At 68.7% G+C, this 25257-nt stretch carries 23 protein-coding genes; 4 read left to right on the top strand and 19 right to left on the bottom strand.

All coding sequences use genetic code 11. The annotated features are described in order from the left end of the window. The first annotated feature begins 46 nt into the window (after nt 1–46). Nucleotides 47–877 (top strand): oxidoreductase, encoded by an 831-nt coding sequence (locus ACIA12_RS39300; RefSeq protein ID WP_396372554.1) that lies wholly within the window; start codon nt 47–49, stop codon nt 875–877. Nucleotides 878–1195: 318 nt separating this feature from the next. Here ACIA12_RS39300 and ACIA12_RS39295 read toward each other — a convergent pair whose 3' ends face one another. Continuing rightward, complete coding sequence (locus ACIA12_RS39295) at nt 1196–2626, bottom strand: PLP-dependent aminotransferase family protein (protein WP_396372553.1); 1431 nt, start codon at nt 2624–2626, stop codon at nt 1196–1198. Nucleotides 2627–2703: 77 nt separating this feature from the next. Here ACIA12_RS39295 and ACIA12_RS39290 point away from each other — a divergent pair, with 77 nt between their 5' ends. Beyond that, nucleotides 2704–3993, top strand: a complete 1290-nt coding sequence (locus ACIA12_RS39290; RefSeq protein WP_396372552.1) for an FAD-binding oxidoreductase — start codon at nt 2704–2706, stop codon at nt 3991–3993. Here the strand turns inward: ACIA12_RS39290 and ACIA12_RS39285 are convergent. Next, nucleotides 3974–4921: a helix-turn-helix transcriptional regulator gene (locus ACIA12_RS39285; protein ID WP_396372551.1), complete on the bottom strand. Its 948-nt coding sequence runs from the start codon at nt 4919–4921 to the stop codon at nt 3974–3976. The genes ACIA12_RS39290 and ACIA12_RS39285 overlap by 20 nt on opposite strands. A 63-nt stretch (nt 4922–4984) precedes the next feature. Here ACIA12_RS39285 and ACIA12_RS39280 point away from each other — a divergent pair, with 63 nt between their 5' ends. After that, nucleotides 4985–6121: an epoxide hydrolase family protein gene (locus ACIA12_RS39280; protein WP_396372550.1), complete on the top strand. Its 1137-nt coding sequence runs from the start codon at nt 4985–4987 to the stop codon at nt 6119–6121. A 68-nt stretch (nt 6122–6189) separates the two neighbouring features. Here the strand turns inward: ACIA12_RS39280 and ACIA12_RS39275 are convergent, their stop codons facing one another. The 14 genes from ACIA12_RS39275 to ACIA12_RS39210 form a co-directional block, all read right to left on the bottom strand. Continuing rightward, nucleotides 6190–6597, bottom strand: a complete 408-nt coding sequence (locus ACIA12_RS39275) for a nitroreductase family deazaflavin-dependent oxidoreductase (protein ID WP_396372549.1) — start codon at nt 6595–6597, stop codon at nt 6190–6192. 85 nt (nt 6598–6682) lie between these two features. Further along, nucleotides 6683–7591, bottom strand: a complete 909-nt coding sequence (locus tag ACIA12_RS39270) for a ribonuclease Z (RefSeq protein ID WP_396372548.1) — start codon at nt 7589–7591, stop codon at nt 6683–6685. A gap of 4 nt (nt 7592–7595) precedes the next feature. Next, nucleotides 7596–9875 (bottom strand): aminotransferase class III-fold pyridoxal phosphate-dependent enzyme, encoded by a 2280-nt coding sequence (locus tag ACIA12_RS39265; RefSeq protein WP_396372547.1) that lies wholly within the window; start codon nt 9873–9875, stop codon nt 7596–7598. Nucleotides 9876–9884: 9 nt separating this feature from the next. Further along, entirely contained in the window at nt 9885–10502 is a 618-nt protein-coding gene (locus ACIA12_RS39260) for an MBL fold metallo-hydrolase (protein WP_396372546.1), read from the bottom strand. Nucleotides 10503–10572: 70 nt separating this feature from the next. After that, nucleotides 10573–11907, bottom strand: coding sequence for a metallopeptidase TldD-related protein (locus ACIA12_RS39255; protein ID WP_396372545.1), 1335 nt, complete (start codon nt 11905–11907; stop codon nt 10573–10575). After that, nucleotides 11904–13355, bottom strand: a complete 1452-nt coding sequence (locus ACIA12_RS39250) for a TldD/PmbA family protein (protein WP_396372686.1) — start codon at nt 13353–13355, stop codon at nt 11904–11906. Before ACIA12_RS39250 ends, ACIA12_RS39255 begins: the two co-directional genes overlap by 4 nt. A 209-nt stretch (nt 13356–13564) precedes the next feature. Further along, nucleotides 13565–13783 carry a hypothetical protein gene (locus ACIA12_RS39245; protein ID WP_396372544.1) on the bottom strand — a complete coding sequence of 73 codons (219 nt, stop codon included), beginning with the start codon at nt 13781–13783 and terminating at the stop codon, nt 13565–13567. Continuing rightward, nucleotides 13780–14574: a COG4280 domain-containing protein gene (locus ACIA12_RS39240; protein ID WP_396372543.1), complete on the bottom strand. Its 795-nt coding sequence runs from the start codon at nt 14572–14574 to the stop codon at nt 13780–13782. The genes ACIA12_RS39245 and ACIA12_RS39240 overlap by 4 nt, the downstream gene beginning before the upstream one ends. A 175-nt stretch (nt 14575–14749) precedes the next feature. After that, entirely contained in the window at nt 14750–15730 is a 981-nt protein-coding gene (locus ACIA12_RS39235; RefSeq protein WP_396372542.1) for a threonine/serine dehydratase, read from the bottom strand. Nucleotides 15731–15740: 10 nt separating this feature from the next. Continuing rightward, complete coding sequence (locus tag ACIA12_RS39230; RefSeq protein WP_396372541.1) at nt 15741–16550, bottom strand: ABC transporter ATP-binding protein; 810 nt, start codon at nt 16548–16550, stop codon at nt 15741–15743. Between the two features lie 10 nt (nt 16551–16560). Beyond that, complete coding sequence (locus tag ACIA12_RS39225; RefSeq protein ID WP_396372540.1) at nt 16561–17589, bottom strand: FecCD family ABC transporter permease; 1029 nt, start codon at nt 17587–17589, stop codon at nt 16561–16563. Beyond that, on the bottom strand, nt 17586–18647 hold the full coding sequence (locus ACIA12_RS39220; protein WP_396372539.1) for a FecCD family ABC transporter permease: 1062 nt from the start codon (nt 18645–18647) through the stop codon (nt 17586–17588). The genes ACIA12_RS39225 and ACIA12_RS39220 overlap by 4 nt, the downstream gene beginning before the upstream one ends. Nucleotide 18648: 1 nt before the next feature. After that, nucleotides 18649–19671 carry a Fe(3+) dicitrate ABC transporter substrate-binding protein gene (locus ACIA12_RS39215; RefSeq protein ID WP_396372538.1) on the bottom strand — a complete coding sequence of 341 codons (1023 nt, stop codon included), beginning with the start codon at nt 19669–19671 and terminating at the stop codon, nt 18649–18651. A 46-nt stretch (nt 19672–19717) separates the two neighbouring features. Next, a complete protein-coding gene (locus ACIA12_RS39210; RefSeq protein ID WP_396372537.1) occupies nt 19718–20905 on the bottom strand; it encodes a C45 family autoproteolytic acyltransferase/hydolase in 1188 nt (395 codons plus the stop codon). Nucleotides 20906–21071: 166 nt separating this feature from the next. Between ACIA12_RS39210 and ACIA12_RS39205 the strand changes: the two genes are divergently transcribed. Then, a complete protein-coding gene (locus ACIA12_RS39205) occupies nt 21072–22004 on the top strand; it encodes a MurR/RpiR family transcriptional regulator (RefSeq protein WP_396372536.1) in 933 nt (310 codons plus the stop codon). 16 nt (nt 22005–22020) lie between these two features. On the opposite strand, the gene ACIA12_RS39200 is transcribed toward ACIA12_RS39205, so the two are convergent. From ACIA12_RS39200 to ACIA12_RS39190, 3 genes are read right to left on the bottom strand one after another with little or no spacing between them, the layout of a single operon-like run. Then, nucleotides 22021–22605, bottom strand: coding sequence for a Chromate resistance protein ChrB (locus ACIA12_RS39200; protein ID WP_396372535.1), 585 nt, complete (start codon nt 22603–22605; stop codon nt 22021–22023). 25 nt (nt 22606–22630) lie between these two features. Beyond that, entirely contained in the window at nt 22631–24517 is a 1887-nt protein-coding gene (locus tag ACIA12_RS39195) for an FAD-binding protein (protein WP_396372534.1), read from the bottom strand. Further along, nucleotides 24514–25233, bottom strand: a complete 720-nt coding sequence (locus ACIA12_RS39190; protein WP_396372533.1) for a VIT1/CCC1 transporter family protein — start codon at nt 25231–25233, stop codon at nt 24514–24516. The genes ACIA12_RS39195 and ACIA12_RS39190 overlap by 4 nt, the downstream gene beginning before the upstream one ends. Between the last annotated feature and the right edge of the window lie 24 nt (nt 25234–25257).

Here is a 25257-nt window from a genome sequence, read left to right as displayed (position 1 = left end):
TTTCATAGAAGTATCCAACCAGTCGGTTACATCAAGCGGAGAGATCATGAGCAAGACCTGGCTCATCACCGGCAGCTCCCGCGGCCTCGGCCGTGAGCTCACCAAGGCAGTACTCGCCAACGGCGACCGCGTCCTCGCCACCGCCCGCAAGCCCGAGCAGCTCGACGATCTGGTCGCGCAGTACGGCGATCGGATCCGGGCCGTGGCGCTCGACGTCACGGACGCCGAGGCGGCCAAGGGCGCGGTACAGATCGCGATCGACCAGTTCGGCGGTCTGGACGTCGTCGCCAACAACGCCGGCTACGCGAACAGCGCGCCGATCGAGGAGACGCCCGACGACGACTTCCGCGCGCAGCTCGAGACCAACCTGTTCGGCGTCGTGAACGTCACCCGGGCCGCGCTGCCGTACTTCCGGACCCAGCGGGCCGGCCACTTCCTGCAGTTCTCGTCGATCGGCGGACGGGTCGGCGGTACGCCGGGAATGGGCGCGTACCAGACCGCGAAGTTTGCCGTCGAAGGGTTCTCGGAGGTGCTCAGCAACGAGGTGAAGCCGTTCGGGGTGAAGGTGACGATCGTCGAGCCGGGCGCCTTCCGCACCGACTGGGGTGGGTCGTCGATGGCGATCGCTGCTGTCGGCGAGGACTACGAGTCGACCGTCGGCGAACTCAACCGCTACCGCGTCAAGGTCGACGGCCGCCAGCCCGGCGACCCGGCCAAGGCGGCCGCGGCCATCATCGGCATCGTCGCCCTCGACGAACCACCACTCCGGCTCCTACTCGGCAAGGACGCCCTCGAACACGCCGACCGAGCCTCCCACTCCCGCGCCGAAGAAGCCGCCCGCTGGGCGGAAGTCACCACGTCGACGGACTACGACTAAGACACCTACAAGACCACCGCCGACCCACACTGCTGCCTTGCGGCAGCAAACACACGGAAGGGAAGGCGGGGCGGGCCGTCGGCAGTCACGAGTAGGTGGCGACGAACTTGTTGACCTCGGCCGGGCATTCGAGGGCACGACCGCGGGTTGTCTCGGAGCGCGGTTCGAGCCGCCGCGTGCTCGGACACGTGGGCCCGCGGACACCCCGGGCACCATCCCTAGGAACGCCTGTAGAACCGCATTGCTGGGGCGGATCCGCTGATCCGCAGGCGGGTCCGGCCCAGCACCGTGTCGGGGTACCGATCCACCATCGGCGTTCTACGTCCGTACGGCGGCGACTGCGTCCGCGAGGAGGTCGATGCCTTTGGTGACATCTGAGGCGGTCAGGCTGCCGTAGCCGAAGACTAGGCCTTCGGGGCCTGTGCCTTGGACCCAGTAGGGCTTCAGGCCGTAGACGCCGACTCCGCGGTCGAGGGCGGCTTGGGTTACGTCGGGTTCGGTCAGGTCTGGGGGGAGCCAGGTCATTACGTGGAGGCCTGCTGATACGCCGATCGGGCGCAGGTCCGGTACTTTCGCCGCCAACTGCCCGACGAGCGCATCACGCAACGCCCGGTACCGTGGTCGCATCCGCCGCAGGTGCCGGTCGAACTCGCCCCGCGCGACGAAGTCCGCGAACGTCAACTGGTCCAGCACCGACGACCCGCGATCGTCGACGAACTTCGCCGTCGCCATCGGTTCGACCAGCCAGTCGGGCAGGATCAGCCAGCCCAGCCGCAGCCCGGGCGCCAGCGTCTTGCTCGCCGTCCCCGCATACGCCACCCGATCCGGCGCCAGCCCCTGCATCGCGCCGATCGGCTCCCGGTCGTACCGGTACTCCGCGTCGTAGTCGTCCTCGATGATCAACGCCTCCCGCCGCGTCGCCCACTCGATCAGCGCGGCCCGCGTCGCCGCCGACGTCACCGCCCCGGTCGGGAACTGATGCGCCGCGGTCACCAGTACGACATCCGCCCCGGACCGCTCGAGCGCCTCCACATCGATGCCGGCCTCCAGCACCGGTACGCCGACAGCCTCCAGCCCAGCAGCCGCCGCGACACCGCGAAGCTCGTCATCAGATGGGTCTTCGACCGCCAACCGCTTGTACCCGGCAGCGGCCAGCACCTGGAGCAGCAACCGTGACCCCTGCGCGAACCCGTTGCAGACAAGCATGTTCCCGGCCTCCGCCGACGTCCCGCGAACCCGGTTGAGATAGTCGGCCATCGCCTCCCGCAACTCGATCGCCCCCTGCCCGTCGAGATAAGCCAGCGCTCGATGCGGAGTCTCGTTCAGAACGCGGCGAACAGACCGCAACCAGGCAGCCCGCGGAAACTGCGAAACATCAGGCCGGCTGTACCGAAAGTCGATCCGCAGCGGTCCATCAATCTGTTGTGCAGTGGTACTTGTGGGCTTGGCTCTAGAGCCATCCTGCTCGGGGACAGCGGCCGGCGCGACCTGTGTATACCCACCTGCACGGCTGACCAGATAGCCCTCGGCGACCAGCTGCTGGTACGCCTCGACCACCACTCCCCGCGACAAGCCCAGGTCCGCGGCGAGCGCCCGCGTCGCCGGCATCACCGTGTCGGCACGCAGCAACCCCTGCCGGATCCGCTCCCGGATCCCGCTCTCCAACTGCTGATGCAACGGCACGGAACCGTCCCGGCGGAGCTCGACCAGCAGCTCGCCGGCACCGGAATTGGTCCTGGATCGGCTCATACAACTGGACCTTATCCGGGTACCGCTTCGCTGTCAGGGTGGAACCACCAGCAAATCCCCCGCAGAGGAGCAGCACGATGACCGCCACCGACACCCTGACCTTGCTGCACCCCGGCGACACCGGGTACGACGAAGCACGCACCGTCTGGAACGCGATGGTCGACCGGCGCCCGGCCGCGATCGCCCGCTGCCGCAGTACGGCCGAAGTCGCCGCCGCCGTCCGCTACGCCCGGGCCAACGACCTCGAGCTCGCCGTGCGCTGCGGTGGACACAACATCGCCGGCCTCGCGGTTCCCGAAGGCGGCCTGATGATCGACCTCACCCCGATGGCCGAGGTCGACGTCGACCCCGTCGCCAAGGTCGCCCGGGTCCAGGGCGGCGCGCTGCTCGGCGAACTCGACCGCGCCGCCCAGAAGTACGGGCTGGCCACGACGGCCGGCAACGTCTCGCACACCGGCGTCGGCGGGCTCACCCTCGGCGGCGGCATGGGCTGGCTGGCACGGCAGTACGGGCTCGCCTGCGACAACGTCCTCTCGTACGAACTGGTCACCGCCGACGGCGACGTGGTGACAGCGTCCGCAACCCAGAACCCGCAACTCTTCTGGGGCCTGCGCGGTGGCGGCGGTAACTTCGGCATCGTCACCGAGTTCGTCTTCCGGCTGCACCAGATCGGCACCCGTGCGCTCGTCGCCGAGTTCACCCATCCCACCGCCGAGGCTTTCGACGTGCTGAAGGCCTGGCGCGACCTCAACGCCACTGCCCCACGGCAATCCACCTTCACCGCATACATCAACGGCGACCAGGTCACGATCGGATTCGTCTGGGTCGGCGCCCCCGGCAATCCGGACACACTGCTCGACGCCTTCAGAGCGATCGGCAACCCAACCAGCGAGTCCGTCGAAGAGATGTCCTACCTGACCCTGCAGAGCCGCGACGACAGCATTCAGGGTCACCGCTTCCGCCGCTACTGGAAGGGCCACTACTTCAAGAGCCTGCCCGACGAGGCGATCCGCGCCCTGCTCCGCAACCCCGGCATCGGCGCGAGCCTGCAGGCCTACGGCGGCGCGATCTCCGAAGTACCGGACGAGGACGCGGCCTTCAGCCACCGCGACACCCTCTTCGAGTTCGTCACCGCCACCCGCTGGGAGGACCCGGCCGACGACGCGGAGCGCATCGCCACCATCCGCGCGTACGCCGCGACCCTCGACCAGTACGCCGGCGGCGCCTACCTCAACACCTTGAACGGCGAGACCGTCAACCGCGCCTTCCCACCCGCCAAGCTGGCCCGTCTGACCACCCTGAAGACCATCTGGGACCAGGCGAACGTCTTCCACCTGAACCAGAACATCAAGCCGGCCGGCCAGTAGCCGCTGTCAGGCGAGCAGCCAGTACCTGTGAGCGCTCGATGAGTTCTGGTGGGTGCCGGATGGTGAAGTCGTAGCCGAGGGAGCCGGTGTGCATGAGGAGTTCGTCGAGGGAGTTCGCGCCGACCTTCAGCAGGCAGCTCGTGGCGTCGATCGACTCGACGACGCCGACAGTGCTGGGGATTCGGTCGGCGATCTGGTCGGCGGGGGCGTGAATGACGAACTCGGCCTGGTAGCGGTAGGCGCCGGATGCCACGCCTTGCATCGTCCGGTCGAGTTCGGGCGCCTCGCGTGGGGTGAAGCGCGGGCCGGTCGGGATGCGGGGGTCGAGGCGGTCGAGGCGGAAGGTTCGCCAGTCGTCGCGGTCCAGGTCCCAGGCGACCAGGTACCACCTTCGCCCGGTATGGACGAGTCGGTGCGGTTCCGTCGTACGGACCGTGGAGGCGCCGTCGTGGCTGCGGTAGTCGAAGCGGAGACGCTGGTGATCTCGGGCGGCCGTCGCGACCGCCATTACGACCTCGGGTGCGACCGTGGCTGCTCCGGACGGTGCGACGGCGACGGATTGCAGCAGCCGGACCCGATGGCGCAGGCGGGACGGCAGGACCTGTTCGAGCTTGGTCAGCGCGCGGACCGACGACTCCTCGATGCCCGCCACGCTTCCGGTCGCGGCCGCGCGCAACCCGATGGCGACGGCGACCGCTTCCTCGTCGTCGAGCAGGAGCGGTGGCAGGGCGGCTCCCGCGCCGAGTCGATAGCCGGCCACGCCTGGCACGGCGTCGACCGGGTAGCCGAGGTTGCGGAGCTTGTCGACGTCACGGCGGACGGTCCGTACGCCGACGCCCAGCTCCTCGGCGAGCGCAGTACCGCTCCAGTCGCGCGGGGACTGCAGCAAGGAGAGCAGCTTGAGGAGTCGGGCCGAGGTTTCCAACATGCTTCGAAGTCTGCCATTGAGCTAGGACACAAGCTGTCCTAACCGGGTGAGAGAGTCGGAGACATGAAGCCTTTCACCATCGACATCCCGCAGAGTGCCCTCGACGACCTCAAGTACCGGCTCGACCACAGCCGGCTGCCCGCGCCGCTGCCCGGTGACGGCTGGGACACCGGCGTACCGGTCGGCTGGCTGAGTGAGCTGGTCGAGTACTGGCGGACGGAGTACGACTGGCGCGCGGCGGAGAAGCAGCTGAACAGCTTCCCGCAGTACACGACCGAGATCGACGGTCAACGGATCCATTTCCTGCACGTGAAGTCGCCCATCCCGGACGCTCTCCCGCTCGTCCTCACGCACGGCTGGCCGGGGTCGATCGCGGAGTTCCTCGACATCATCGGGCCCCTGACCGATCCCGCGGCGCACGGTGGCGACGCGGCGGACGCGTTCCACCTGGTGATTCCTTCGCTGCCCGGATTCGGGTTCTCGGGGCCGGTGCACGAGAGCGGCTGGACCCGGGCCGGGATCGGCCGGGCGTGGGCCAAGCTGATGGCCGAGCTCGGGTACGGGCGGTACGGCGTACAGGGTGGTGACATCGGTGGGGCCGTCTCGCCGGAGGTCGCCCGGTCGGCGCCGGAACACGTGGTCGGCGTCCACACGAACGGTGGGCCCAATCTGCCGCCGATGCAGATGTCGGAGGAAGAGATCGCGGCGCTGACTCCGCTGGAGCAGGATCGGGTCGCGCGGATCCAGGCGTTCCAGCGGGAGGAGTTCGGCTACATCCAGATCCAGATGACCCGGCCGCAGACGATCGGGTACGGACTGGTCGACTCACCGGTCGGGCAGCTCGCCTGGATCATGGACAAGTTCCGCGAGTGGACGCATCCGCGCAGCGCGCTGCCGGACACGATCATCGACCGGGACCGGCTGCTCACCAACGTGATGATCTACTGGCTGACCGGTACGGCGAGCTCGGCGGCGTACGTCGGGTACGCGCAGAACTCGTGGGGCGAGCAGCCGGTCAACTCCGGCGTACCGACGGCCGTGCTCGCCTTCGCCCACGACGTCTGCATCCGCAAGTACTGCGAACCCGCCAACAACATCACCCGCTGGACCGACGTCGACCGCGGCGGCCACTTCGCGGCCCTGGAGGAGCCGGAGATCCTCGTCTCCGACGTCCGCGAGTTCTTCCGCGACCTGCGCTGACGTCCCGAACGCAGACCGCCGTCCGCACCCCGAGGGTGCGGACGGCGGTACCGGAAGCAGACGAGCGACTACTGACGCTCGAGGATGACGATCGGGATGACCCGGTCGGTCTTCTTGGTGTACTCGTCGTAGTCCGGCCAGATCTCGACCATCTTCGGCCAGATGGCGGCGCGCTCCTCGTCGGAGGCCACCCGGGCCTTGGCGGCGAACTTGTCGCCCTTGATCTGGACCTTCACGTTCGGGTCGGCCTCGAGGTTGAAATGCCAGTCCGGGTGCTTCGGCGCACCGCCCTTGGAGGACACGATCGCGTAGCCGCCGTCGACCTCGCGGAAGATCAGCGCGTTCTTGCGCTCCTCGCCCGACTTGCGGCCGATCGTCGACAGAATGAGGATGTGCGCGCCGTGGTCGCCCCAGTCGTAGCCCTCGGCACCGTCGGTCTCCTCGTAGCGCTTGATGTGTTCTGCTCCGTACAGCATGCGGTCTCCTTGCTCACGCGGGTAATGAAAGTTAGAACCATCATCCGGTACCCATTGTTCCCGCGGCCCAACGGGTGGTGACCGGTCACCGACGGGTCGGTACCGGCGTACGGGCCAGGTCCGTGGCGACGACGATCTCGCCGTCGAACTCCTCGGCCGCCTCCGCATGGAACGGGGTGAGGTCGGTGTAGCGCTGGGAGAAGTGGGTGAGCACGAGCTTCCGTACGCCGCACTCCCGCGCGACCCGGGCTGCCTGGCGCGCGGTCAGGTGGCCGAAGCTCCTGGCCAGCTGGGCCTCCGACGACAGGTACGTCGACTCGATCACCAGCAGGTCGGCCTGGTCGGCGAGCCGGAAGACTCCGTCGCACAGCCGGGTGTCCATCACGAACGCGAACCGTTGCCCCGGCCGGGGCTCGCTCACCTGCTCGATGCTGACGGTGCGTCCGTCGACGACCAGCGACCCGGCCTGCTGCAGACGACCGACGGCCGGGCCGCTCACGCCGTACCGGCTCAGTTCATCGGGGAGCATCCGGCGGCCGTCGGGCTCGATCAGTTGGTAGCCGAAGGACTCGACCGGATGCTCCAGCCTGCGCGCCCAGAGTTGCCCGAAGCTGCCGACGGAGAGCAGCCCGTCCTCCTCCACCGGCTCCTCCCGCAACTCGGCCCGCTCGTAGAACGAAGCGGCGTACCGGAGCCGGGTGAAGTACTCCTGCCCGGACTGCGGGTAGTGCGCGTGGACGGGGTGCTGCACGTCGTCGAGCGAGAGCCGCTGGATCACCCCCGGTACGCCGAGGCAGTGGTCGCCGTGGAAGTGCGTGACGCAGAGTCGCGTGACGGCGGTCGCGGGCACCCCGGCATACAGCATCTGCCGTTGCGTGCCCTCGCCCGGATCGAACAGGAAGCCTTCGGAGTCCCAGCGCAGGAAGTAGCCGTTCTGGTTCCGCTCCCGCGACGCCACCTGACTACTGGTGCCCAGCACAACCAGTTCTCGCACCTGGTCAGGCTAGTGCAGTCCGCTCGAACGCCTCCAGGAAATACCCGACGTGCTCGGCCTCCCAGATCAGTGGCGGCCGGATCTTCAGTACGTCGCCGCCCGGGCCGGTCGTGCCGACCAGTACACCGTTCTCACGGAGTTGCTCGGCCACTGCCGGCGCAGTACCGGGCCGGCTGGACAAGTCGACGCCGACCATCAGACCCTGCCCACGGACCTCGACACCTGCGGGAACGAGCTCCTGGAGACCGGCCTTCAATTGAGCACCGATCGCACCCGACCGCACGACAAGGCCGTTCTCCGAGATCACGTCGAGCACGGTCAACGCCGCCACACAGGAGACGGGGTTGCCTGCGAACGTACTGAAGAACTCGTCGATCCGGGTGAACTGCTCGGCGATCTCGCGCCGGGTGATCAGCGCGGCGACCGGGTGCCCGTTGCCCATCGGTTTGCCCAGCGTGACGAAGTCCGGCGTGAGCCCGAAGTCGCTGAACCGCCACAGGTTCCGACCACCCCGCCCGAAACCGGCCTGCACCTCGTCGGCCAGGAACAAGCCGCCTGCCGCCCGGGTCTCGTCCTGGAGTCCGAGCATGAAGCCGTCGGTCGGAGTGAGAATGCCGGCGCTGCTGAACACGCTGTCGACGGCTGTCAGCGCAAGGTCGTTTCCCTTTACCTGCAAGGCCGACCGCGCCGCCCGCACCCGGTCTGCGGCGACCCCGGCACCCTCCTGTCCCCTGGGCGCTTCGAAGACCTCGACGTGCGACGGCCGGGCCGACGGCGGATAGGTGTTCGTCGACCAGGCCGCGGTCGCCTCGCTCACCCCGTGGTACGCGAGATCGGCGACGACGGCGCCGGACCGCGCGGTGAAGACCTTCGCCATCCGCCAGGCCAGATCGTTGGCCTCACTGCCGGAGTTGACGAAGACACAGGTGTCCAGTCCGTCCGGCATCGACGCAGTCAGCCGCTCGGCCAGCTCGATGGCGTTCGGATGGAGGTAGCGCGAGTTGAGGTTCAGTACAGCGGCCTGCCGCGAGATCGCCTGTACTACGGCCGGATGCGCATGCCCGACCACCGGAACGTTGTTGTAGGCATCGAGATACCGGCGGCCGTCGGCGGTGTGCACCCATGGCCCGGCGGCCCGCACCACCTGCAGCGGCTCGCGATAGAACAACGGCGACAACCTGCCACCCAACGCCGTACTCCGTCGCTGCGCGAGCGTCGGATCAGGTCGTTGCACGGAAGCCACCCGCGACGTCCCACACAGCCGATGGAACCGGCCGGCAAGGTCTTCGGGTCGCATCGCCGACCACTCGTCGAGAACCTGCCAGCTCCCCGCGACCAGACTGGTCAGGTACTCCTCGTTGTCCGGATAGAGCGGCGCCCGCCAGGCCGACATGAGCACACTCGCCGCGCAGCGGGCCAGCACCAGCTCGCCGATCAGCTCGACCTCCTCAGGCTCCAGCGGAAGGACGCTCTGATAGCCGTCGAGGAAGCGGCCGGCGGCCGGCCAGAGATCGGCGGAGTCGCGCAGCAGCGAGGTCAGGCTGATCGCGAGATCGGCGACCCGGGCGGTGTGGTGCATGTCGCCGAAGTCGATCACTCCCGAGATCCCCTCGGCGTCGAGCAGGACATTGCTCAACGTGACGTCACCGTGCAGCACGAACGCAGGCAGCTTGCTCGTCCGCTCGCGCAGCCCCTCGAAGCGATCGAGCAACCGCTCCAGCGGCTCCCGCCTGGCCTGGTCGGGGACAGCCTGAGCGAACGGCCGAAGTGTGGTTACGAGCCGTGGATCCCAATCCAGGTGGCGATCCGCGGCTCGGTGGGTGAACCCCTGCATCGCGCGCACCAACCGGGCGCACACCGCCCCGAACTCCCCCGCGAACCAGTCAGGCAGTACGGCGAGATCACCGACGGCGCCCGGCATCACCGTCATCACCCGGACCTGATGCCTCCGCCCGTCGGCCGCCGTCAGGACAACCTCCGGCGAGCCGTCGACGGCCTCGACGATCCGTGGGATGGGCAGCTCCGGGTCGACCGTGGCGACGTGCCGCATCGCCGCGCTCTCCATCTCGATCTGCGCCGGATCGTCGCCCGAGTTCGACACCTTCACGATCAGCCGGCGCCCGCCATCGGCCAGCGCCAGGAAGTTCAGGTCCCGCTCACTGCGCAACAGCTCCAGTTCGGCCGCGATCCCGTACCGCGCTCGCAGCAGGTCAAGCACCGCGGCCGCCTCGACCTCCGGCGGATCCTCGACCAGGCTGGACGTCTGCCCCACACTCTGCTCCACGATGGCCTCTCAGTACTGGTTGATCCGGAACGGCCGATCGTGACCTGGATAGACCATCCCGGCCAGGCCCACAACCCGCTTGATGGACTCTTCGGCCCTAACCGCGTCCGCGCTCCGCCCCAACGGTTGCCCCGAAACCAGCACTCCCGCCGAGGGGACCGCATCACCGGTCAGTACAGCCGTCTCCTGCTCGACCACCAGACCGATCGACCCAGGGGTATGCCCCGGCAGCTCGATCACAGCCACGCCGGGCAACACCTCATGTCCGTCGACGACCTCATCGACCTCGAGTCCGTCGAGCACGCCGGCGGCCCAGCGAGGCGTACCGAGGTCTTCCGGTGCGGGGTCCTGCAGGTAGCGCAGTTCGGCCGGATGCAGGAGCACCCGGCGAAAGAGGTCCGCGTTCTGCAGATGATCCCAATGGCCGTGCGACAGCACCACAGCGTCGACATCCGCGGGCGACAGCCCGTGGTCGGACAGGGCGGTCAGCAGCGCCCGGCGGCGTCCGACGTGACCGCAGTCGAACAGCACCCGCCCGGCCGGGGTCTCGATCAGGTAGACCGCGCAGAACGCCGGATTCCCCTGATCGGTCGGCATCAGATAGCCGTTGAGCAGCGCAGTGATCATCTGACCTCGTCGGAGTGGAGCAGCAGGGCCCCGCGTGGTTTATGAGCACGCGACGCGAGGCCCTGCTGGTTCAGGGGAGGACGAGCGGGCCGGCCTCGATCAGCAGGGACGGTACGACGATGCTGTCCATGAAGGTCTGGTCGCAGCGCTCGCGCACCGAGCCGACACCAAGGACCGCGTTCATCACGTCGACCATCCGGAAGGTGAACCGGACCTGCGGGTGCCAGGCGACGAGCTTGCCGTCCTCAGCCCAGTACGTCGCGTCACGCGTCGTCCCGGTGACCAGAGTCTCCTTGGGGTGCAGGGCTCGCAGATAGTCGAGCCGGTTCACCACCAGGCCGCTGCCGACCTCGGCCAGCAGCTCGTCCTCGGTGGACTCACCAGCCGCCAGCAGGAGGTGCGACGGGACCGGGTCACCACCGAACCGCCAGCCATCCGGTACCGCGTGCCCGGTCGGCACACCGCCGGTCAGCCCGGCCCGGCGCTGGTCGGACACGAGACCGGTGAGCACACCGGAGTCGATCAACGTGGTCCTCCGCCGAACGTTGCCTTCAGCATCGAACCCGCTGGGCAGCCCGTCGGGGTCGCCGCCGTCGTCGACCAGGGTGATCAGCTCGCTCGCGACCTTCTCGCCGAGCCGGCCGGACACCGCGGATCGGCCGGTGGCATAAGCGTTCGCGCCGAGCGCCACATAGCCATAGGTCGCGATCAGGCTGTTGACGGCCTGCGGCTTCAGCAGCACCCGGCAGGAACCGTGATGCGCCTCGCCCATCGGCAACGGGTTCAGCGCCTCCCGCAACCTGGCCGGGATCTCGCCGATCGGGAGCTGGTCCGCGTCCCGATGCAGCAGCTTGACGCTCGCCGATCGCCCGTCCTGCTTGGCGATCGCCTGGATCGAGGCTTTCGTCAACGTCTCGGCACGGAACAAGCCGGTCGAGTCGGCGACGACCCGGTCCATCACCTCGTACCGGATCGCCCCGCCCAGCTTGGCCTCGGCTCCGAGCCCGTCCCGGACAGTCTTGAACCACTGATGCCGTACCGCCGGATCCGACTCGAGGATCGTCGGGCAGACCGGGACCTCCGGCTGCTCCAGCTCTGCGTCCACAGTCACCTCAGCGGCGCTTCCCGCAGTCTCGGGCGGGCACGGAAGCTCTGCCAGGGCAGCGCCGAGGCGGTCGGCGAGCGCGCGGACCTCAACGGGGTCGAGGGTTTCGAGTGAGCCGGCCACCGCGCGGCCGTCACGGTTGATGCGGACCCGCACCCGGAGCCTGCGTTCGCTGTGCTGGGCGGTGATCTCGGACTCGGCGTACCGGAGCAGGTCGGTGTTCTCGCCGAGGATGTCGAGTCGCGTTCCGGCGCCGAGGATCTCCAGCGCCTGCCCGACCTGGGCCTGATCGATGCTCATCGTCCCACCTGCACATTCTGGAATCTGCCGGGAACGGTGCCGTGCCCGACATGAGCCACCTGCAACGGCTCCCCCTTGTTACAGGACGGAACGCCGTGCAACTTCCACTCCTCCGGGCCGCCGAGGGCGTCGAGTTCCGCCCAGAACTGCGGCGTGACCCCTTGGTACGTACAGTTCTTCAGCAACCGGCCGACCTTGCCGTCGCGGATCTCCCAGCCGACCTCGGTCTGGAACCGGAACGACATCCGCTGGTCGTCGATCGAGAACCCGCGGTTGGTGTCGACCAGGATGCCGCGCTTGGTGCCGGCGATCATCTCGGCCAGCGAGGAGTCGCCCGGCTCGAGGCAGATGTTCGTCATCCGTACCAGCGGCTGACGCTGCCAGCCGTCCGCACGGGAGGCGCCGGTCGGCTCGTCGCCCAGGGTCGCGGCCGATTCGCGGCCGGACATGTAGCCCAGGAAGATGCCGTCCTTCACCAGTTGGGTGCGCTGTGCCGGTACGCCTTCGTCGTCGTACTTGTAGGAGCCGAGCCCACCTGGGATCGTGGCGTCCGCGTACGCCGAGACGATCGGCGATCCCCAGCGGAAGTTGCCCCGGCGCTCCGGCGTGGCGTAGGTGCCGCCGGCGAGGCTGGCCTCGGTACCCAGCGCGCGGTCGGCCTCCATCGGGTGGCCGGCGCACTCGTGCAGCACCATCGCGAGCTGGTTGCTGCCAGCAACAAGTGTGGTGATCTCGTCCGGGCACTGCGGCGCGGTCAGCAATGCGACCGCCTCCGAGGCCACCCGGGCCGCGTTCTCCGGCAGGCCGAGCGACAGAACGTGCTCGAAGCCGGCCGTGGCGAAGTCGCCACGCTGGCCGCGGATCTGCCGCGGCACGCCTTGCGGGAACGACCGGCGCTGGACGTCGTCGCCGTCGCCGGCGTTCACCATCAGGCCGCCGCCGCTCTCGGTCAGGGTCTGCTCGATCAGTGCGCCCTCGGTGTTCGCGAAGACCTTCTCGTCGCGGTAGAAGTCCATCGACGCCTCGATCTGCTGGACCAGCGGACCGGCGGTGGCGGCCTCCTTCACGGTGGCCTGCAGCAGGTCGAGCTTGGTGGACAGCGCGACGGTGAACGGGTCGACCGCCATCGGCGACGACCAGGAATCGCGGGTCGTGATGGGCTGGCCGAGTGACACATGGCCGCCACCGCCGGCGGCGCGGGCCTGACCGACGGCCTGCGCGATCACGCCGTCGAGACCGCGCTGGTCGAGCTGGTGCGTGGCGGCGAAGCCCCAGTGACCGCCGATCACGACCCGCAGCCCGAGTCCGAGGGAGTCGTCGTAGTTCACCTCGCCCGGGCCCTCGAGCTCGACCAGGACCTGTTCATGGGTTCGCCGGACCACGCGGACATCGCCGTACTCGACGTCGGCGGGCAGCAGGCCGAGAACCGTCTCGGCGGTGTCTCGCATCACCGGGGCCTCCTGGAACGGTGGGATTCAGTCACGTCTGGTTCCTCCGATTCGTGGGACGGGCGCCTCGGATCTCGACTGTAGCAGACACTACGAGATTCGTGAATAGCGTTGTATCCACTACAGGAGCAGGATCGGGAAAGGCGATCGGCCCTGCCCGCGAGAGCTCGCGGACAGGGCCGATCGTCAACAGCAGCAGGTGAAAGCGGCTACTTCCGCTTCGGCCGGACGTCGATCGCCAGGCTGATCGCGAACGCGACCACGATCAGCGCGCCACCCAGCAGCGCCAGTCCGGTGTCGCCGAACAGGTCGGCCCGCAGCGCCGCGAGCAGGACGGCGAGCGAGGTCACCACGGCGACGGCGATCTTCCAGTCGTCGCCGATGATGAAGTCGTACCAGAAGGCTCCGAACGCCTTGAGGAACTTCACTTGTCCACCTCCACGGTCATGCCACTCGGGGTGGCCACGGATGCCGGCGTGCGCAGGACCGCGACGAAGATCCGGCTGAGCACGAACCAGGCCGCCAGCAGGGCCAGGATGATCAGGTCATGGCCGGGCCACTCCAGGCTCGACCGGCCGTCGCGGAAGATGCCGATGCCCTCGACCGCCCAGTAGGTGCCGAACGACGCGAGCAGCAGGCCGACGCCGTACTTGAGCAGGTTCTCGTTGATCATCGACAGCGGCTTGCGGGCCGCGATCGCGATCAGCAGCACGATCACCACGGCAGCGGCCGCGCCGACACTCGCAGCCGGAACGTTGTCGGCGTTCAGCCCGAAGGTGATCACGATGAACACCACCTCCATGCCCTCCAGGAAAACGCCCTTGAAGGAGACCATGAACGAGAACATGTCCAGCCCGCCGGTGGGCTCACCCGCCGCCTTCGCGGCAGCCACTTCCTCCTTGTAGATGGCAGCTTCGTCGTGCACTGCCTTGCGTCCCGACGACCGCAGGATCGCCTTCCGCAACCACTGCAGCCCGAAGATCAGCAACAGACCACCGATCGCCAGCTGCAGTGCCGATTCGGGCAGCCAGTTGGCCAGCGCGTAGCCGGCGAACAAGGTCACCACCGCCAGCGCTCCCAGCGCCGCCACCGTGCCGGTCAGCGCCGACTTCCAGCTGCGGGTGAAGCCCATCGCCATCACGATCGTGGTGGCTTCCACCATCTCCACGAAACACGCGACGAACGTCGCGATCACGAGCCCCCACGTTGCCGCGTCCATCTCTCACTTCCTCAGGTCGATGTGAAACATATGCTGCATCGAACGGTAGTTACGCATTCCGGTCCGTGTCAACGAGCCGGCCGATTTATTTGCCCTTGGCAACTTTTGGGCAGGCCGAAGCGCCCGAAGACCCCCAGGGGCAAGGATTCTTCGGGCGCCACGGCGGCACCGGTGCTCAGCCCAGCGCGGCCGCCAGCGTGCTCGCCGAGATGTTGCCACCACAGGACACGATCGCGACCCGCTGTCCTTCCAGCTCGGTACGCCGGGCCCGCGCGGCCGCGAACGCCATCGCGGCCGAGCCTTCGATCAGCTGGTGCTCAGTGTCGATCACCATCCGCAAGGCGGCGCTGATCGCGTCCTCGCTGACCAGCACCCAGTCGTCGACCAACTGCCGGCACAGGTCGAACGTGATGCTGCCCGGCTCGACGCTGCCCGCCGTACCGTCCGACAAGGTGTCCTGGCCGTCGACCAGGACGATCTCACCAGCCTCGACCGACTTGGCCATCGCCGCGTCCCGGACCGGCGAAGCGCCGTACACCCTCACATCCGGCAGATGCCTCTTGAGCACCGACGCGATCCCACTGACCAGGCCACCGCCGCCGACCGCGACGACCACCGCGTCGAGCTTCTCGCCGGCCAGCTGTTCGAGGATCTCCACCCCGACCGTGCCCTGGCCGGCGATGACGTCCGGGTCGTTGTAGGGCGGTACGTAGGTCAGGTCGTGCTCGGCCGCATACGCCCGCGCCTTCGGCTCGAGTACGCCGGAGTCCGTGCCCTCGGCGCGGATCTCCAGGCCGAACCGGCGCAGGGCCGCGACCTTGCTGGGTGACGCGTTCTCCGGCAGGTAGACAATGCCGCGGCCACCGAGCGTCGCGAGCGCGTTGCCGACGCCGAGGCCGTGGTTGCCAGTGGACGCCGTCACCACGCCACGCTCGCGCTGCTCGTCGGTCAGCGTCAGGATCTTCGCCATCGATCCGCGCGCCTTGAACGAGCCGGTGCGCTGCTCATGCTCACACTTCACCAGTACCTGCGCGCCGAGCTCGTCGCTGAACGCGCCGAACGCCCGCAACGGCGTCAGGGGCAGGTGCTGGCGCAGCTTCGGCGCGACCCGTTCAGAGCGGCTCGCGATCTCGGCGGGCGTCGGTCCTTCGGTCATTCAGCTCTCCCTATCCGGTCGCCACCGCGAGCTGGGCACGTAGGCCGGCCCGCAGCGGGATGCACATCGGTTTGCCACTGACAGGATGCGGCACGACCTTCGACTCGACCCCGAACACGTCCCGGATGATGTCGCAGGTGAACACCTCTTCCGGGGTGCCCTGGGTGACGAGCGCGCCGGACTTCATCACGAAGACATGGTCGGCGTACTCGGCGGCCATGTTGAAGTCGTGCAGCACCATCGCGACGGTCTTGCCCTGTTCCTGGTTGAGCTGGTGCAACAGGTCCAGTACCTCCAATTGATAAGCCACATCCAGGTACGTGGTGGGCTCGTCGAGCAGGATCAGGTCCGTGCCCTGCGCGAGGCAGAGCGCGATCCACACCCGCTGGCGCTGGCCACCGGACAACTGGTCGACGTGCTGGTGCCGCAGCTCCAGCGTGCTGGTGACCTTCATGGCCCACTCGACCGCTTCCCGGTCGGCCTCACTGGGCACCTTCAACGAGGTCCGGTGTGGGTGCCGGCCGAACCAGACCAGGTCCTCCACCGAGATCGACTCCGGTGCGGTCAGGACCTGCGGCAGGATCGCCAGCAGCCGGGCCACTTCCTTGGTCGAGGTGTCGTGGATCGACTTGCCGTCCAGGACCACACTGCCCTTGGCCGGTGGCAGCAGCCGGGCCAGCGCGCGCAGCGCCGTGCTCTTGCCGCAGCCGTTCGGCCCGATCAGGACGCTGACCTTGCCGTCGGGAATGGTCAGCGTCAGGTTGTCGGCGATGACTGTCTTGTCATAGGCCAGCTGGACGCCTTGTGCCTGCAGACGCATGGCGGATCTCCTACTTTCCGGTCTTCACGAGCAGGTACAGGAAGTACGGACCACCGACCACGGCTGTGACCAGGCCGGCGGGGATCTCGAGCGGTGGTGCGAGGCCGCGACCGAGCATGTCGGCGACCAGCATCAGCAGTACGCCGAACAGCGCGGCCGCCGGGATCGAGGCCAGGTGCTTGCCACCGAAAACCCGGCGGGCCATGTGCGGTGCGATCAGGCCGACGAAACCGATCGTGCCCGACACCGCGACGGCTGCCGCGGCCAGCGCGACCGCGAAGAACAACAGCGTCCGGCGGGTTCGTTCAACCGGTTCACCCAGCCCGGCGGCCAGGTCGTCACCGAGGCCGAGCACGTCGAGCTTGCGGGCCCACACCACGATCAGCGGGACCAGCACGAGCACCCACGGCAGGATCTCGATCACCGAGTTCATCGACCGGCCGAACAAGCTGCCGGTCAGCCAGATCAGCGCCGCGCTGACGTCGAGCGGGTTGCGGACCAGCAGGAACCTGATCCCCGCTTCAAAGGCGGCGCTGACCGCGATACCGACCAGCGCGATCCGTACCGGCGTCGCTCCCCGCCGATAGGCCAGCAGGTACACCAGCCCCGCCGCGACCAGACCACCCACGAAGGCGGCCGGAACGATCGCCACCACCGGCAACCCGGGAATCGCCAGCAGCAGAAGCATTCCGGCGAAACCGGAACCCTTCGTGACGCCGATGATGTCGGGCGCCGCCAGCGGGTTGCGGATCACGCCCTGCATCACCGCGCCGGAGACGGCCAGCGCGGTGCCGACCAGCCAGCACAGCAGCACTCGCGGCAGCTGGAAGTCGATCACGATCTGCGAGGCCTGGTTGGAGGTGTCGCCGGTCAGCGCCCGCAGTACGTCACCCAGCGACACCTCGGTCGCCCCGACGCTGAGGCCGTAGAGGCTCAGAAGCACCGCGATGACTCCGAGCGATCCCATCAGGATCGCGGGATGCCGGCGGGCCAGCGAGGTACGGCGGATCTGCCGCGCGACGATCGCGGTACTCGTCATGAGGTCACCTTCTGTCGACGCGCGAGGTAGATGAAGATCGGTGCGCCGATGAGCGCCGTGACGACGCCGGCCGGCACCTCGAACGGCGGCTTCACGTACCGCGACACGACATCGGCGTAGATCACGAGGACCGCGCCGCCCAGCGCGCACAACGGCAGCAGTACCGCGTAGTTGGACCCGACCAGCTTGCGGACGATGTGCGGCACGATCAGACCGATGAACGCGACCGGTCCGGCCACGGACACGGCCGCGCCACACAACACGATCACCAGCGCCGACCCGAGCAACCGGGTCCGCTCGACGTTCTGACCCAGTCCGCGGGCCATGTCGTCGCCGAGCGCCAGCAGGTTCAGCGACCGGGCCATCGAGAACGCCCCGATCAGACCGAGAGCCAGCCAGGGCAGCAGGTTGCGGATGTCCTGCCAGGCGGCGAAGTTGACGCCACCCACCAGCCAGAACAGCACGCTGTCGGTGGAGTTCTCGTCGAAGATGATCAGCACCTGCGTCAGCGAGATGAGCAGACTGCTCGCCGTCACCCCGGCCAGCGCGAGCCGCACCGGACTCACCCGGCCACGACCCGAACCGGCCAGCAACATCACCGACACGCCTGCCGCCGCCGCGCCCCCGAAGGAGAGCAGGATCGTCGGCGCGCCGGACAGCGACGGAACGACGGTGACCGCCAGTACGACGACCAGCACCGCGCCGGCGTTGACCCCCATGATCTCGGGAGCCGCCAGCGGATTGGCCGCCACCGCCTGCATCAGGGCGCCGGCGACCGCCAGGGCGGCGCCGACGCAGAGCGCCAGCACCACCCTCGGCAGCCGGATCGACTGGATGATCAGCTCTTCCGGTGTGTCGGCCTTGAAGATCGCACCGGGCAGGCGGGCCAGCGAGATCTGCTGACTGCCGATCGAGAGTGCCCAGGCCAGACCCACCAGGAGGAGGATCAGCAGCGCCAGCGTCACCCAGGTGACCCGCTGCTTGCTGGTGACGACCTTCGGCCGCTTGTGGACGGCCTCCTGACCGGCCTTGGGCACAGCTTGCGTGGAGAGCGACATGTCACTTCCCGTAGAGCAGTTCGATGGCCTGCTTGGCGACCACTTCGGCGGAGATCAGGCCACGTGACCGCGACCAGCTGTCCGGATCGACCTCGTAGGTCTTGTTGTCCTTCACCGCCGGGATCTGCTGCCACAGCGGGCTCTTCTTCCACTGGTCGGCCAGCGTCGGGCCCTCGTTCGGGGCGATGAACATCACCTCGGGCTTGGTGGTGGTCAGCGTCTCGAGGGTGAGCGACACCGACGCGTCGCCGTTCTCGTCCGGCAGGGCGGTGCCGATGCCGACGGCGGCCAGCACCCCTGGGGTGTAGGCCTTCGGCGGGAAACCGGTGAAGCCCTTCTCCGACGCCCGGACGAACAGCGCCTTGGCCTCCTGGCCGGCCGGCACCTTGGCCTTGAGGTCGGCCAGCAGCTTGGCGTGCTCGGCCAGCCGGGTCTTCATCTCGTCGCACTTGTTCAGCGCGATCGCCGAGGACATCTCGCTGTCCAGCACCTGCTGGTAGTTGCCGTTCAGGCTCGGGAAGGCGATCGTCGGGGCGATCTTGGACAGCTGCGCGTAGATCGCCTTGTGCCGGCCGCTGTCGGCGATGATCAGGTCCGGCTTCAGCGAGGTGATCACCTGGATGTTCGGCGTCGCCCGCAGGCCGACCGAGGTGTACTTGCCGACCTTGGACCGGATCGGTTCGATGATCCGTTTCGGCTTGTCGTCGTCGGCGACGCCGATCGGCGACAGGCCGACCGCGGCCATCGCGTCGACGAAGGAGTACTCCAGGACCACCACCCGGGCCGGGTTGCCGGTGATCGTCGTCGTACCGAGGTCGTGCTTGATCGTTCGGGTGGGCTTGCCGCACTGGTCCAGATTGACGTCCGAGCTGATGCCTTGGGCGGCTGCCGCGCGGTCGGCGTTGGGCGCCGCTCCGGTGGCCGGCGAGGACGACGAGCCGCCGCAGCCGGACAGGGCGACCGCGGCGGCGGTCAGGGTGAGAACGGCGACCGATCGCCGGATTCTCGTGATGGAGTGGGACATGGCATTCGCTCCTCGAGTCGAAGATGCCTGGCAGGGGTGGCGGGGATCACCGGGCGGCGGCGAGAGACTCGGCCGCCGGCCCCGGGACGTGCGGACGGTCCTCGGAACCAGGACCGTCGAAGAGATTCCAGGGGGCCAGCTGATAGCTGTGGCGACAGGGCAGGCCCGGGGTGAGCCGATACGCGCCGGTGGTCAGATCGACCAGACTGGACACGATCGTGGAGTAGCGGTCGAGCTCGTGCCGGCGCGGATCGACGTGCTGGCAGACGGCGTTGGGGTGGCCGAAGTGGTCGCTCATCGTGGTCCGCACGATGTCGTGGACCGCTTCCTCGCTGGTGCCGTCGACGCGGATCCGGGACAGACCCTCCTCGACGCGCGGTGTCCGGTAGAGAGAGTCCAGCGAGAACGGCTTGTAGGAGTCGTTGATCTGTGGCGGGATGAAGGACTGGAAGTGGTTGCCGTGCACCAGCAGACCGTCGGTCGGGTACATCCAGCCGTGCCGGCCGGGAGTGGTTTCGACATCGATGGCGAAACCGTCGGCATGGGTGAGCAGAAGGTTGCTGGACAGGCTCTGCCGGACGCCGAAGACGGCGGCCAGCGCGTCGTGCATGTCCCAGCTCTCGAGCACCTTGCGGCGCACGAAGGTTCCGGGGACCCCCAGTCCCGTTCCGAATCCGGCGCCCAGGCCGTTGGCGTTCAGGGCGATCCCGGCGGAGTTCGCGCCGTGCCGGCCGACCTGGCCGGCCTCGACGTGACAGATGATGGTCGGCTTGCCGGGCTGCGCGATCCGCAGTACGACGACCGTGTCGGCGACGCCGTCCCACAGGTCCCAGTTCTGCCCGGCCCAGACGTGCCCGAGCGGGTTGGCCTGCTGGAGGATCGCGAACGACGTACAGCCTTCGTCGTCGGTACCGGGCTCCGCCGCCTTGAACGGGTTGCCACGGGTGAGCTCGCCCCGGCTGTTCAGCGCGAGGATCTCCTCGAAGCTGCGGCCGGAGCCCTCGGCGATGCCGCGCAGCTCGTCCAGGATGTCCGGCAGGTAGCCGTCGATGACCGGGACCCAGGCCGGCGCGCGGTCCAGGATCTCCTGCCAGGGCAGGCCGGTCGCGCGGGCCACCGACTCGGCGTAGAAGGCGACCGAGCGGGCGATCGGCTCGCGGGCCGCTTCGCCGTACTGCCGGCCGCGGTCGCGCGGATCGGCGGCGGAGACGTCGATGGTGAGCAGCTCGGTCACGGAATCTCCTGTGCGGACGAAGAATGGTCGCTGGCAACACGGTGTTCGTTGTGTTTACTACGAATATTCATATGACGGTAGTGACCACTACAATGCCTGTCAACGGGTCCGGCCAATGACATGCTGTTCGTGATCGCGCCGGACGACAGCCAGCGAAGGAGCCGAGATGTCAGTTGCGGAAGCCAAGCCGCCCACGCTGCAGGAACGCGTCGCCGCCCGGATCGCCACCCTGACCGCGACCGAGCGGCGGGTGGCGGAGTACCTGGCCGCGCATCCGCAGGAGGCCGCGTTCTCCTCGGCCGAGGAGCTCGGACGGGCGACCCGCACCAGCGACGCGAGCGTCGTGCGGACCGCGAAGGCGCTCGGCTTCGACGGACTGCCCGGGCTGAAGCGTTCGCTGCAAGGGCATCTGCAGAGCCTGCTGACGCCCGCGAACCGGCTGAGCAACAGCATCGAGTCCACCGGCAGCGAGCCCGGCACGTTGCTCGCCGCGACGCTGCGCGACCACATCGAGCGGCTGATCCAGGCCGAGCAGACCGTCGACACCGACGAGTTCCGGCGCGCGGTCGAGCTGATCGGCGCGGCCCGCGAGACGGTGATCAGCGGTTTCGCCGGCCTGGAGGGCGTCTCGGAGTACATCGCCACCCACCTGGTCCGGATCGGGCACCGGGCCCGGTCCGCGTCCGACACCGGTTACCGGCTCGCCGACCGGTTGTTGCTGCTCGGCCCCGAGGACGTCGTGGTCATGCTGGCGCACAACCGGCTGGTCCGGGAGAGCCGGGTCATCCTGGATCACTGCGCCGAAGTGGGCGTACCGGTGATCCTGGTGACCGACACGCTCGGCGAAGCACTGCGCGACGAGGTCGCCGCCGTACTGTCCGCGCCGATGAGCCGGCCCGGCACGTTCACCAGCCAGGCGACCGCGCTGATCCTGCTGGAGGCGCTGACGATCGCCGTGGCCGCGCAGGAACGCGACCGGTCGCTCGACACCACCGTCCGGATGAACCAGTTGCGCGAAGAACTGAACGGTTACAAGCGGGCCGAGGAAGGGCAGCTGGTACTGCCCAAGGCCAAGCGCACGGCCCGCCGGAAGAAGTAGCCGACGGCCCCAGCCGTCAGACCTTGCCTTCGGTGTGCTCGTACACGTCCGCCTCGAACTCCTCCAGCAGGCGCTCGCAGTCAGCCACCCGGGCCCGCGCGAGTTCCTTGCCGTCGGCATCCATCCAGTCTCGGCCCTCCACCTTGGCCAGCCAGCGCCGCAGCTTCTCCAGGTCCTGGCGGATCTCCTCGGCCTCCTCGAAGGTGTAGTTCTCCCGGAACCGCTCGAACTCGATCTCCTTGACGAACTTGGTGTCGCACTCCTCGACGATCTCGGCGTACTCCTTCGCGGACTGGGTCCGGAACCCCTCCACGAACTGGTCCCGTACGTCCGGTTCGACATCGGTCAGGGTGAGGAAGACGCTCGAGCCACCGAGCTCGGTCACCTTCTCCCGCACCTTCACCATGCCGGCCCGCAGCTCCTCCCGATCGGGGAGGACGCAGACCGCCTGCTGGACGTAGAAACCACCGAGCCGCTTCAGCTCCCGCCACACCGCCACCCGCGCCCGCGACGACTCACTGGGCACCTTGTAGATCAGCAGCAACCAGCCATCGGCTGCTTGCTTGTTCCCAGCGGGTGCCTTGGTACGTCGGGTCGCCATGCCGGACAGGCTATCCGGCCTGCCGTCAGACGCTGGTGACACGGCGCTCCCGGTCCCGCGGGCCGGTGACGAGTCCGAGTTGCTCGACCAAGTGGGGCATCACCTCCTGCCAGTCCGCGACCAGGCCGACGTCACAGTGCGCGAAGATCGGCGCGGCCGGATCGCTGTTGATGGCGACGACCGTGCCCGCCCGGCTCGCGCCGGCCAGGTGGTTCTGGTTGCCGGACACGCCGACCGCGAGATAGATCCGCGGCGAGACGCTGCGCCCGGTGATGCCGACCTGGCGGCCGTGTGGCAGCCAGCCCTGATCGGTGACCTTGCGCGTGGCGGCCAGCTCGGCGCCCAGCAGGACGCGTAACGGCTCCAGCCCGGCGTACTGGCTGGGGTCGACACCACGGCCGACTCCGATCACCACGCCGGCCCGGTCGAGCGCGTCGCCTTCACCACCGGTACGGCGGTCTGTGCGCCGGATTCCCGGATCGGGGTCGACCGCTAGCACGGCATGCGGAAGCTGAGCTGAAGCGCGCGGGCTGCGCAGGGGAAGCAGCCCGGTTCGCACGGTGGCGATCTGTGGAGAGCCGTGACTGACGATCTCCGCGAGCGTCCCGCCGCCTGACGGTTTGAGCCCGGTCAGCCTGATGCCGTCGACGGACAGGCTCACCAGGTCCGACATCAGTCCGGCGCCGAAGGAGACGCCGAGTCTCGCGAGTACCTCGCGATCCCACCGCGATGCGGCTCCGAGCACGATCCACGGGGACCTCGTGGCCATCCACCTGCCGAGGGCAGCGGCGGCCGGGCGCGGCTCGTCACTTCGCAGGGTCAGTACAGCGTCAGCGCCCCAGGAGGACAGCTCCCGCGCGTCGGCGGACTCGCCGGTCCTGATGGCGGTGACGGTCGCATCCGAGCCAGCCGCCAGCACAGCGGCTTCTCCGAGCAGAGCGCGTACACCCAGATCAGGTCCGGGCCCCACCAGCACGACCACCTCGGGACGCTGTGGCAACGGCCAGGAGTTGTTCGACACCGGCTCGGCCGGCACCGCGTCTTCGAGACCGTGCTGGAGATCCAGCTCATCGAAGCAGCCTCGGGCCAGCAACTCGGCCACGGCTCGGGCTGCTTGTACTTGCGGAGTACCGCGAAAGATGACGGGCTCCCGGCTGAGCGCTAGCGGCCGTACTCCGGCCACCTTGGTCGGGCTGCCCTGCAGTCCCCACCGGCCGCCGGCTCCCAGCAGCTCATCAGCGCGGCCTTCGGCGGTGGACGCGGTCGAGACCGGCTGGAGCAGGTCGGTTGTGGTCAGCCGGCGAACCACGCTTGCGGGCGGCCAGCTGTCGGCGGGGGCCTTGCAGGGATCACATGAGCGTTCGGCGACGGCGACCACCGCAGGGAGCTCGACCTCCACGGACTCGGTCCAGTCGTCGTGCTGGACGGTTGCGTGGAACACAGTGCCTACTGGCTCGAGCTGCAGCGCGGGACCGATATAGGGAAGGCCGAGCAGCTCCGCGATCATCGCGCCGACAGCACCGGTACTGCCGTCGACTGAGCTGGCTCCGACCAGGATGAGGTCCGGCGTACCGTCCAGCACGGCCGTCGCGGCCAAGGCTCGCGCGGTGACCAGACAGTCCGAGCCGGCCAGGACGGGGTCGCTCAGCTGGATCGCCGAGGTCGCGCCCCACGCGAGCGCCTCCCGGAGTACGTCGACCGCGGCCGGCGGTCCCATCGTGACGACCGTACTGCTTCCGCCCGACTCCCCCGCCAGCCGCACCGCCTGGGCGACGGCCCGGCGGCACCACGGGTTCATCTCAGCAACGGCGCCTGATCGTTCGAGCCGCCCGTCGGCGTCCAGCCGACCACTGTGGTCGCCTTTGGGGACCTGCTTCACCAGGGCGGTGACGCGGAGCGGATGGCCGGTCATGACAGCCCTGTACCGACCAGCATGCCGATCGCGTACGTCACGCCCGCGGACAGCGCGCCGAGCAGCAACTGCCGGCCACCGCCGTACCAGAACGGGCGCGCCGTGATCTTGCCGACGATGCCGCCGGTGACCACCAGTCCGACCATGCTGAGCAGCAGGGCGGGCAGCACGCTCGAAGCGCCGAACAGGAACGGGAGCAACGGGATCAACGCGCCCAGCGCGAAGGCGGCGAACGACGACCCGGCCGCGACCCACGGCGACGGGAGGTCGTTGGGGTCGACGCCCAGTTCCTCGCGGACGTGGACGTCGAGCGCGACCTCCGGATCCGCGGTCAGCTCGCGCGCGACCTCGGCGGCCAGCTCGGGACGCAGTCCCTTGGCCTCGTACATCATCGTCAGCTCTTTGAGCTCTTCCTCGGGGTGCTTGTGCAGCTCGCGCCGCTCGACCTCGATCTCGGCCTGCATCAGCTCGGTCTGCGAGGACACCGAGGTGAACTCGCCGGACGCCATCGAGCAGGCGCCGGCCACCAGCCCGGCCAGGCCGGTCATGATCACCACCTTGCCGGTCGCGCCGCCGCCGACCACGCCGGCCACCAGCGCGAAGTTCGAGACCAGGCCGTCCATCACGCCGAAGGTGGCCGGGCGCAGCCAGCCGCCGGTCACGTCGCGGTGTGAGTGGTGCAGTTCGGAAGGGCTCTCCGCCAGCTCCGCGGTCATCTCCAGATCCTTTCGAAAGAGTAG

Origin of the sequence: Kribbella sp. NPDC051620, assembly GCF_044453825.1 — a bacterium.
In the GTDB taxonomy this organism is placed as follows: domain Bacteria; phylum Actinomycetota; class Actinomycetes; order Propionibacteriales; family Kribbellaceae; genus Kribbella.
The sequence above is the reverse complement of the archived record's forward strand: the minus strand, read 5'-3'. Positions and strand labels throughout refer to the sequence as shown.

Coding starts and splice junctions, on each gene's coding strand:
- ACIA12_RS39300 (WP_396372554.1), top strand. CDS start 47: ATGAGCAAGACCTGGCTCATCACCGGCAGCTCCCGCGGCCTCGGCCGT.
- ACIA12_RS39295 (WP_396372553.1), bottom strand. CDS start 2,626: ATGAGCCGATCCAGGACCAATTCCGGTGCCGGCGAGCTGCTGGTCGAG.
- ACIA12_RS39290 (WP_396372552.1), top strand. CDS start 2,704: ATGACCGCCACCGACACCCTGACCTTGCTGCACCCCGGCGACACCGGG.
- ACIA12_RS39285 (WP_396372551.1), bottom strand. CDS start 4,921: ATGTTGGAAACCTCGGCCCGACTCCTCAAGCTGCTCTCCTTGCTGCAG.
- ACIA12_RS39280 (WP_396372550.1), top strand. CDS start 4,985: ATGAAGCCTTTCACCATCGACATCCCGCAGAGTGCCCTCGACGACCTC.
- ACIA12_RS39275 (WP_396372549.1), bottom strand. CDS start 6,597: ATGCTGTACGGAGCAGAACACATCAAGCGCTACGAGGAGACCGACGGT.
- ACIA12_RS39260 (WP_396372546.1), bottom strand. CDS start 10,502: ATGATCACTGCGCTGCTCAACGGCTATCTGATGCCGACCGATCAGGGG.
- ACIA12_RS39255 (WP_396372545.1), bottom strand. CDS start 11,907: ATGAGCATCGATCAGGCCCAGGTCGGGCAGGCGCTGGAGATCCTCGGC.
- ACIA12_RS39250 (WP_396372686.1), bottom strand. CDS start 13,355: ATGCGAGACACCGCCGAGACGGTTCTCGGCCTGCTGCCCGCCGACGTC.
- ACIA12_RS39240 (WP_396372543.1), bottom strand. CDS start 14,574: ATGGACGCGGCAACGTGGGGGCTCGTGATCGCGACGTTCGTCGCGTGT.
- ACIA12_RS39235 (WP_396372542.1), bottom strand. CDS start 15,730: ATGACCGAAGGACCGACGCCCGCCGAGATCGCGAGCCGCTCTGAACGG.
- ACIA12_RS39230 (WP_396372541.1), bottom strand. CDS start 16,550: ATGCGTCTGCAGGCACAAGGCGTCCAGCTGGCCTATGACAAGACAGTC.
- ACIA12_RS39225 (WP_396372540.1), bottom strand. CDS start 17,589: ATGACGAGTACCGCGATCGTCGCGCGGCAGATCCGCCGTACCTCGCTG.
- ACIA12_RS39220 (WP_396372539.1), bottom strand. CDS start 18,647: ATGTCGCTCTCCACGCAAGCTGTGCCCAAGGCCGGTCAGGAGGCCGTC.
- ACIA12_RS39215 (WP_396372538.1), bottom strand. CDS start 19,671: ATGTCCCACTCCATCACGAGAATCCGGCGATCGGTCGCCGTTCTCACC.
- ACIA12_RS39205 (WP_396372536.1), top strand. CDS start 21,072: ATGTCAGTTGCGGAAGCCAAGCCGCCCACGCTGCAGGAACGCGTCGCC.
- ACIA12_RS39200 (WP_396372535.1), bottom strand. CDS start 22,605: ATGGCGACCCGACGTACCAAGGCACCCGCTGGGAACAAGCAAGCAGCC.
- ACIA12_RS39195 (WP_396372534.1), bottom strand. CDS start 24,517: ATGACCGGCCATCCGCTCCGCGTCACCGCCCTGGTGAAGCAGGTCCCC.
- ACIA12_RS39190 (WP_396372533.1), bottom strand. CDS start 25,233: ATGACCGCGGAGCTGGCGGAGAGCCCTTCCGAACTGCACCACTCACAC.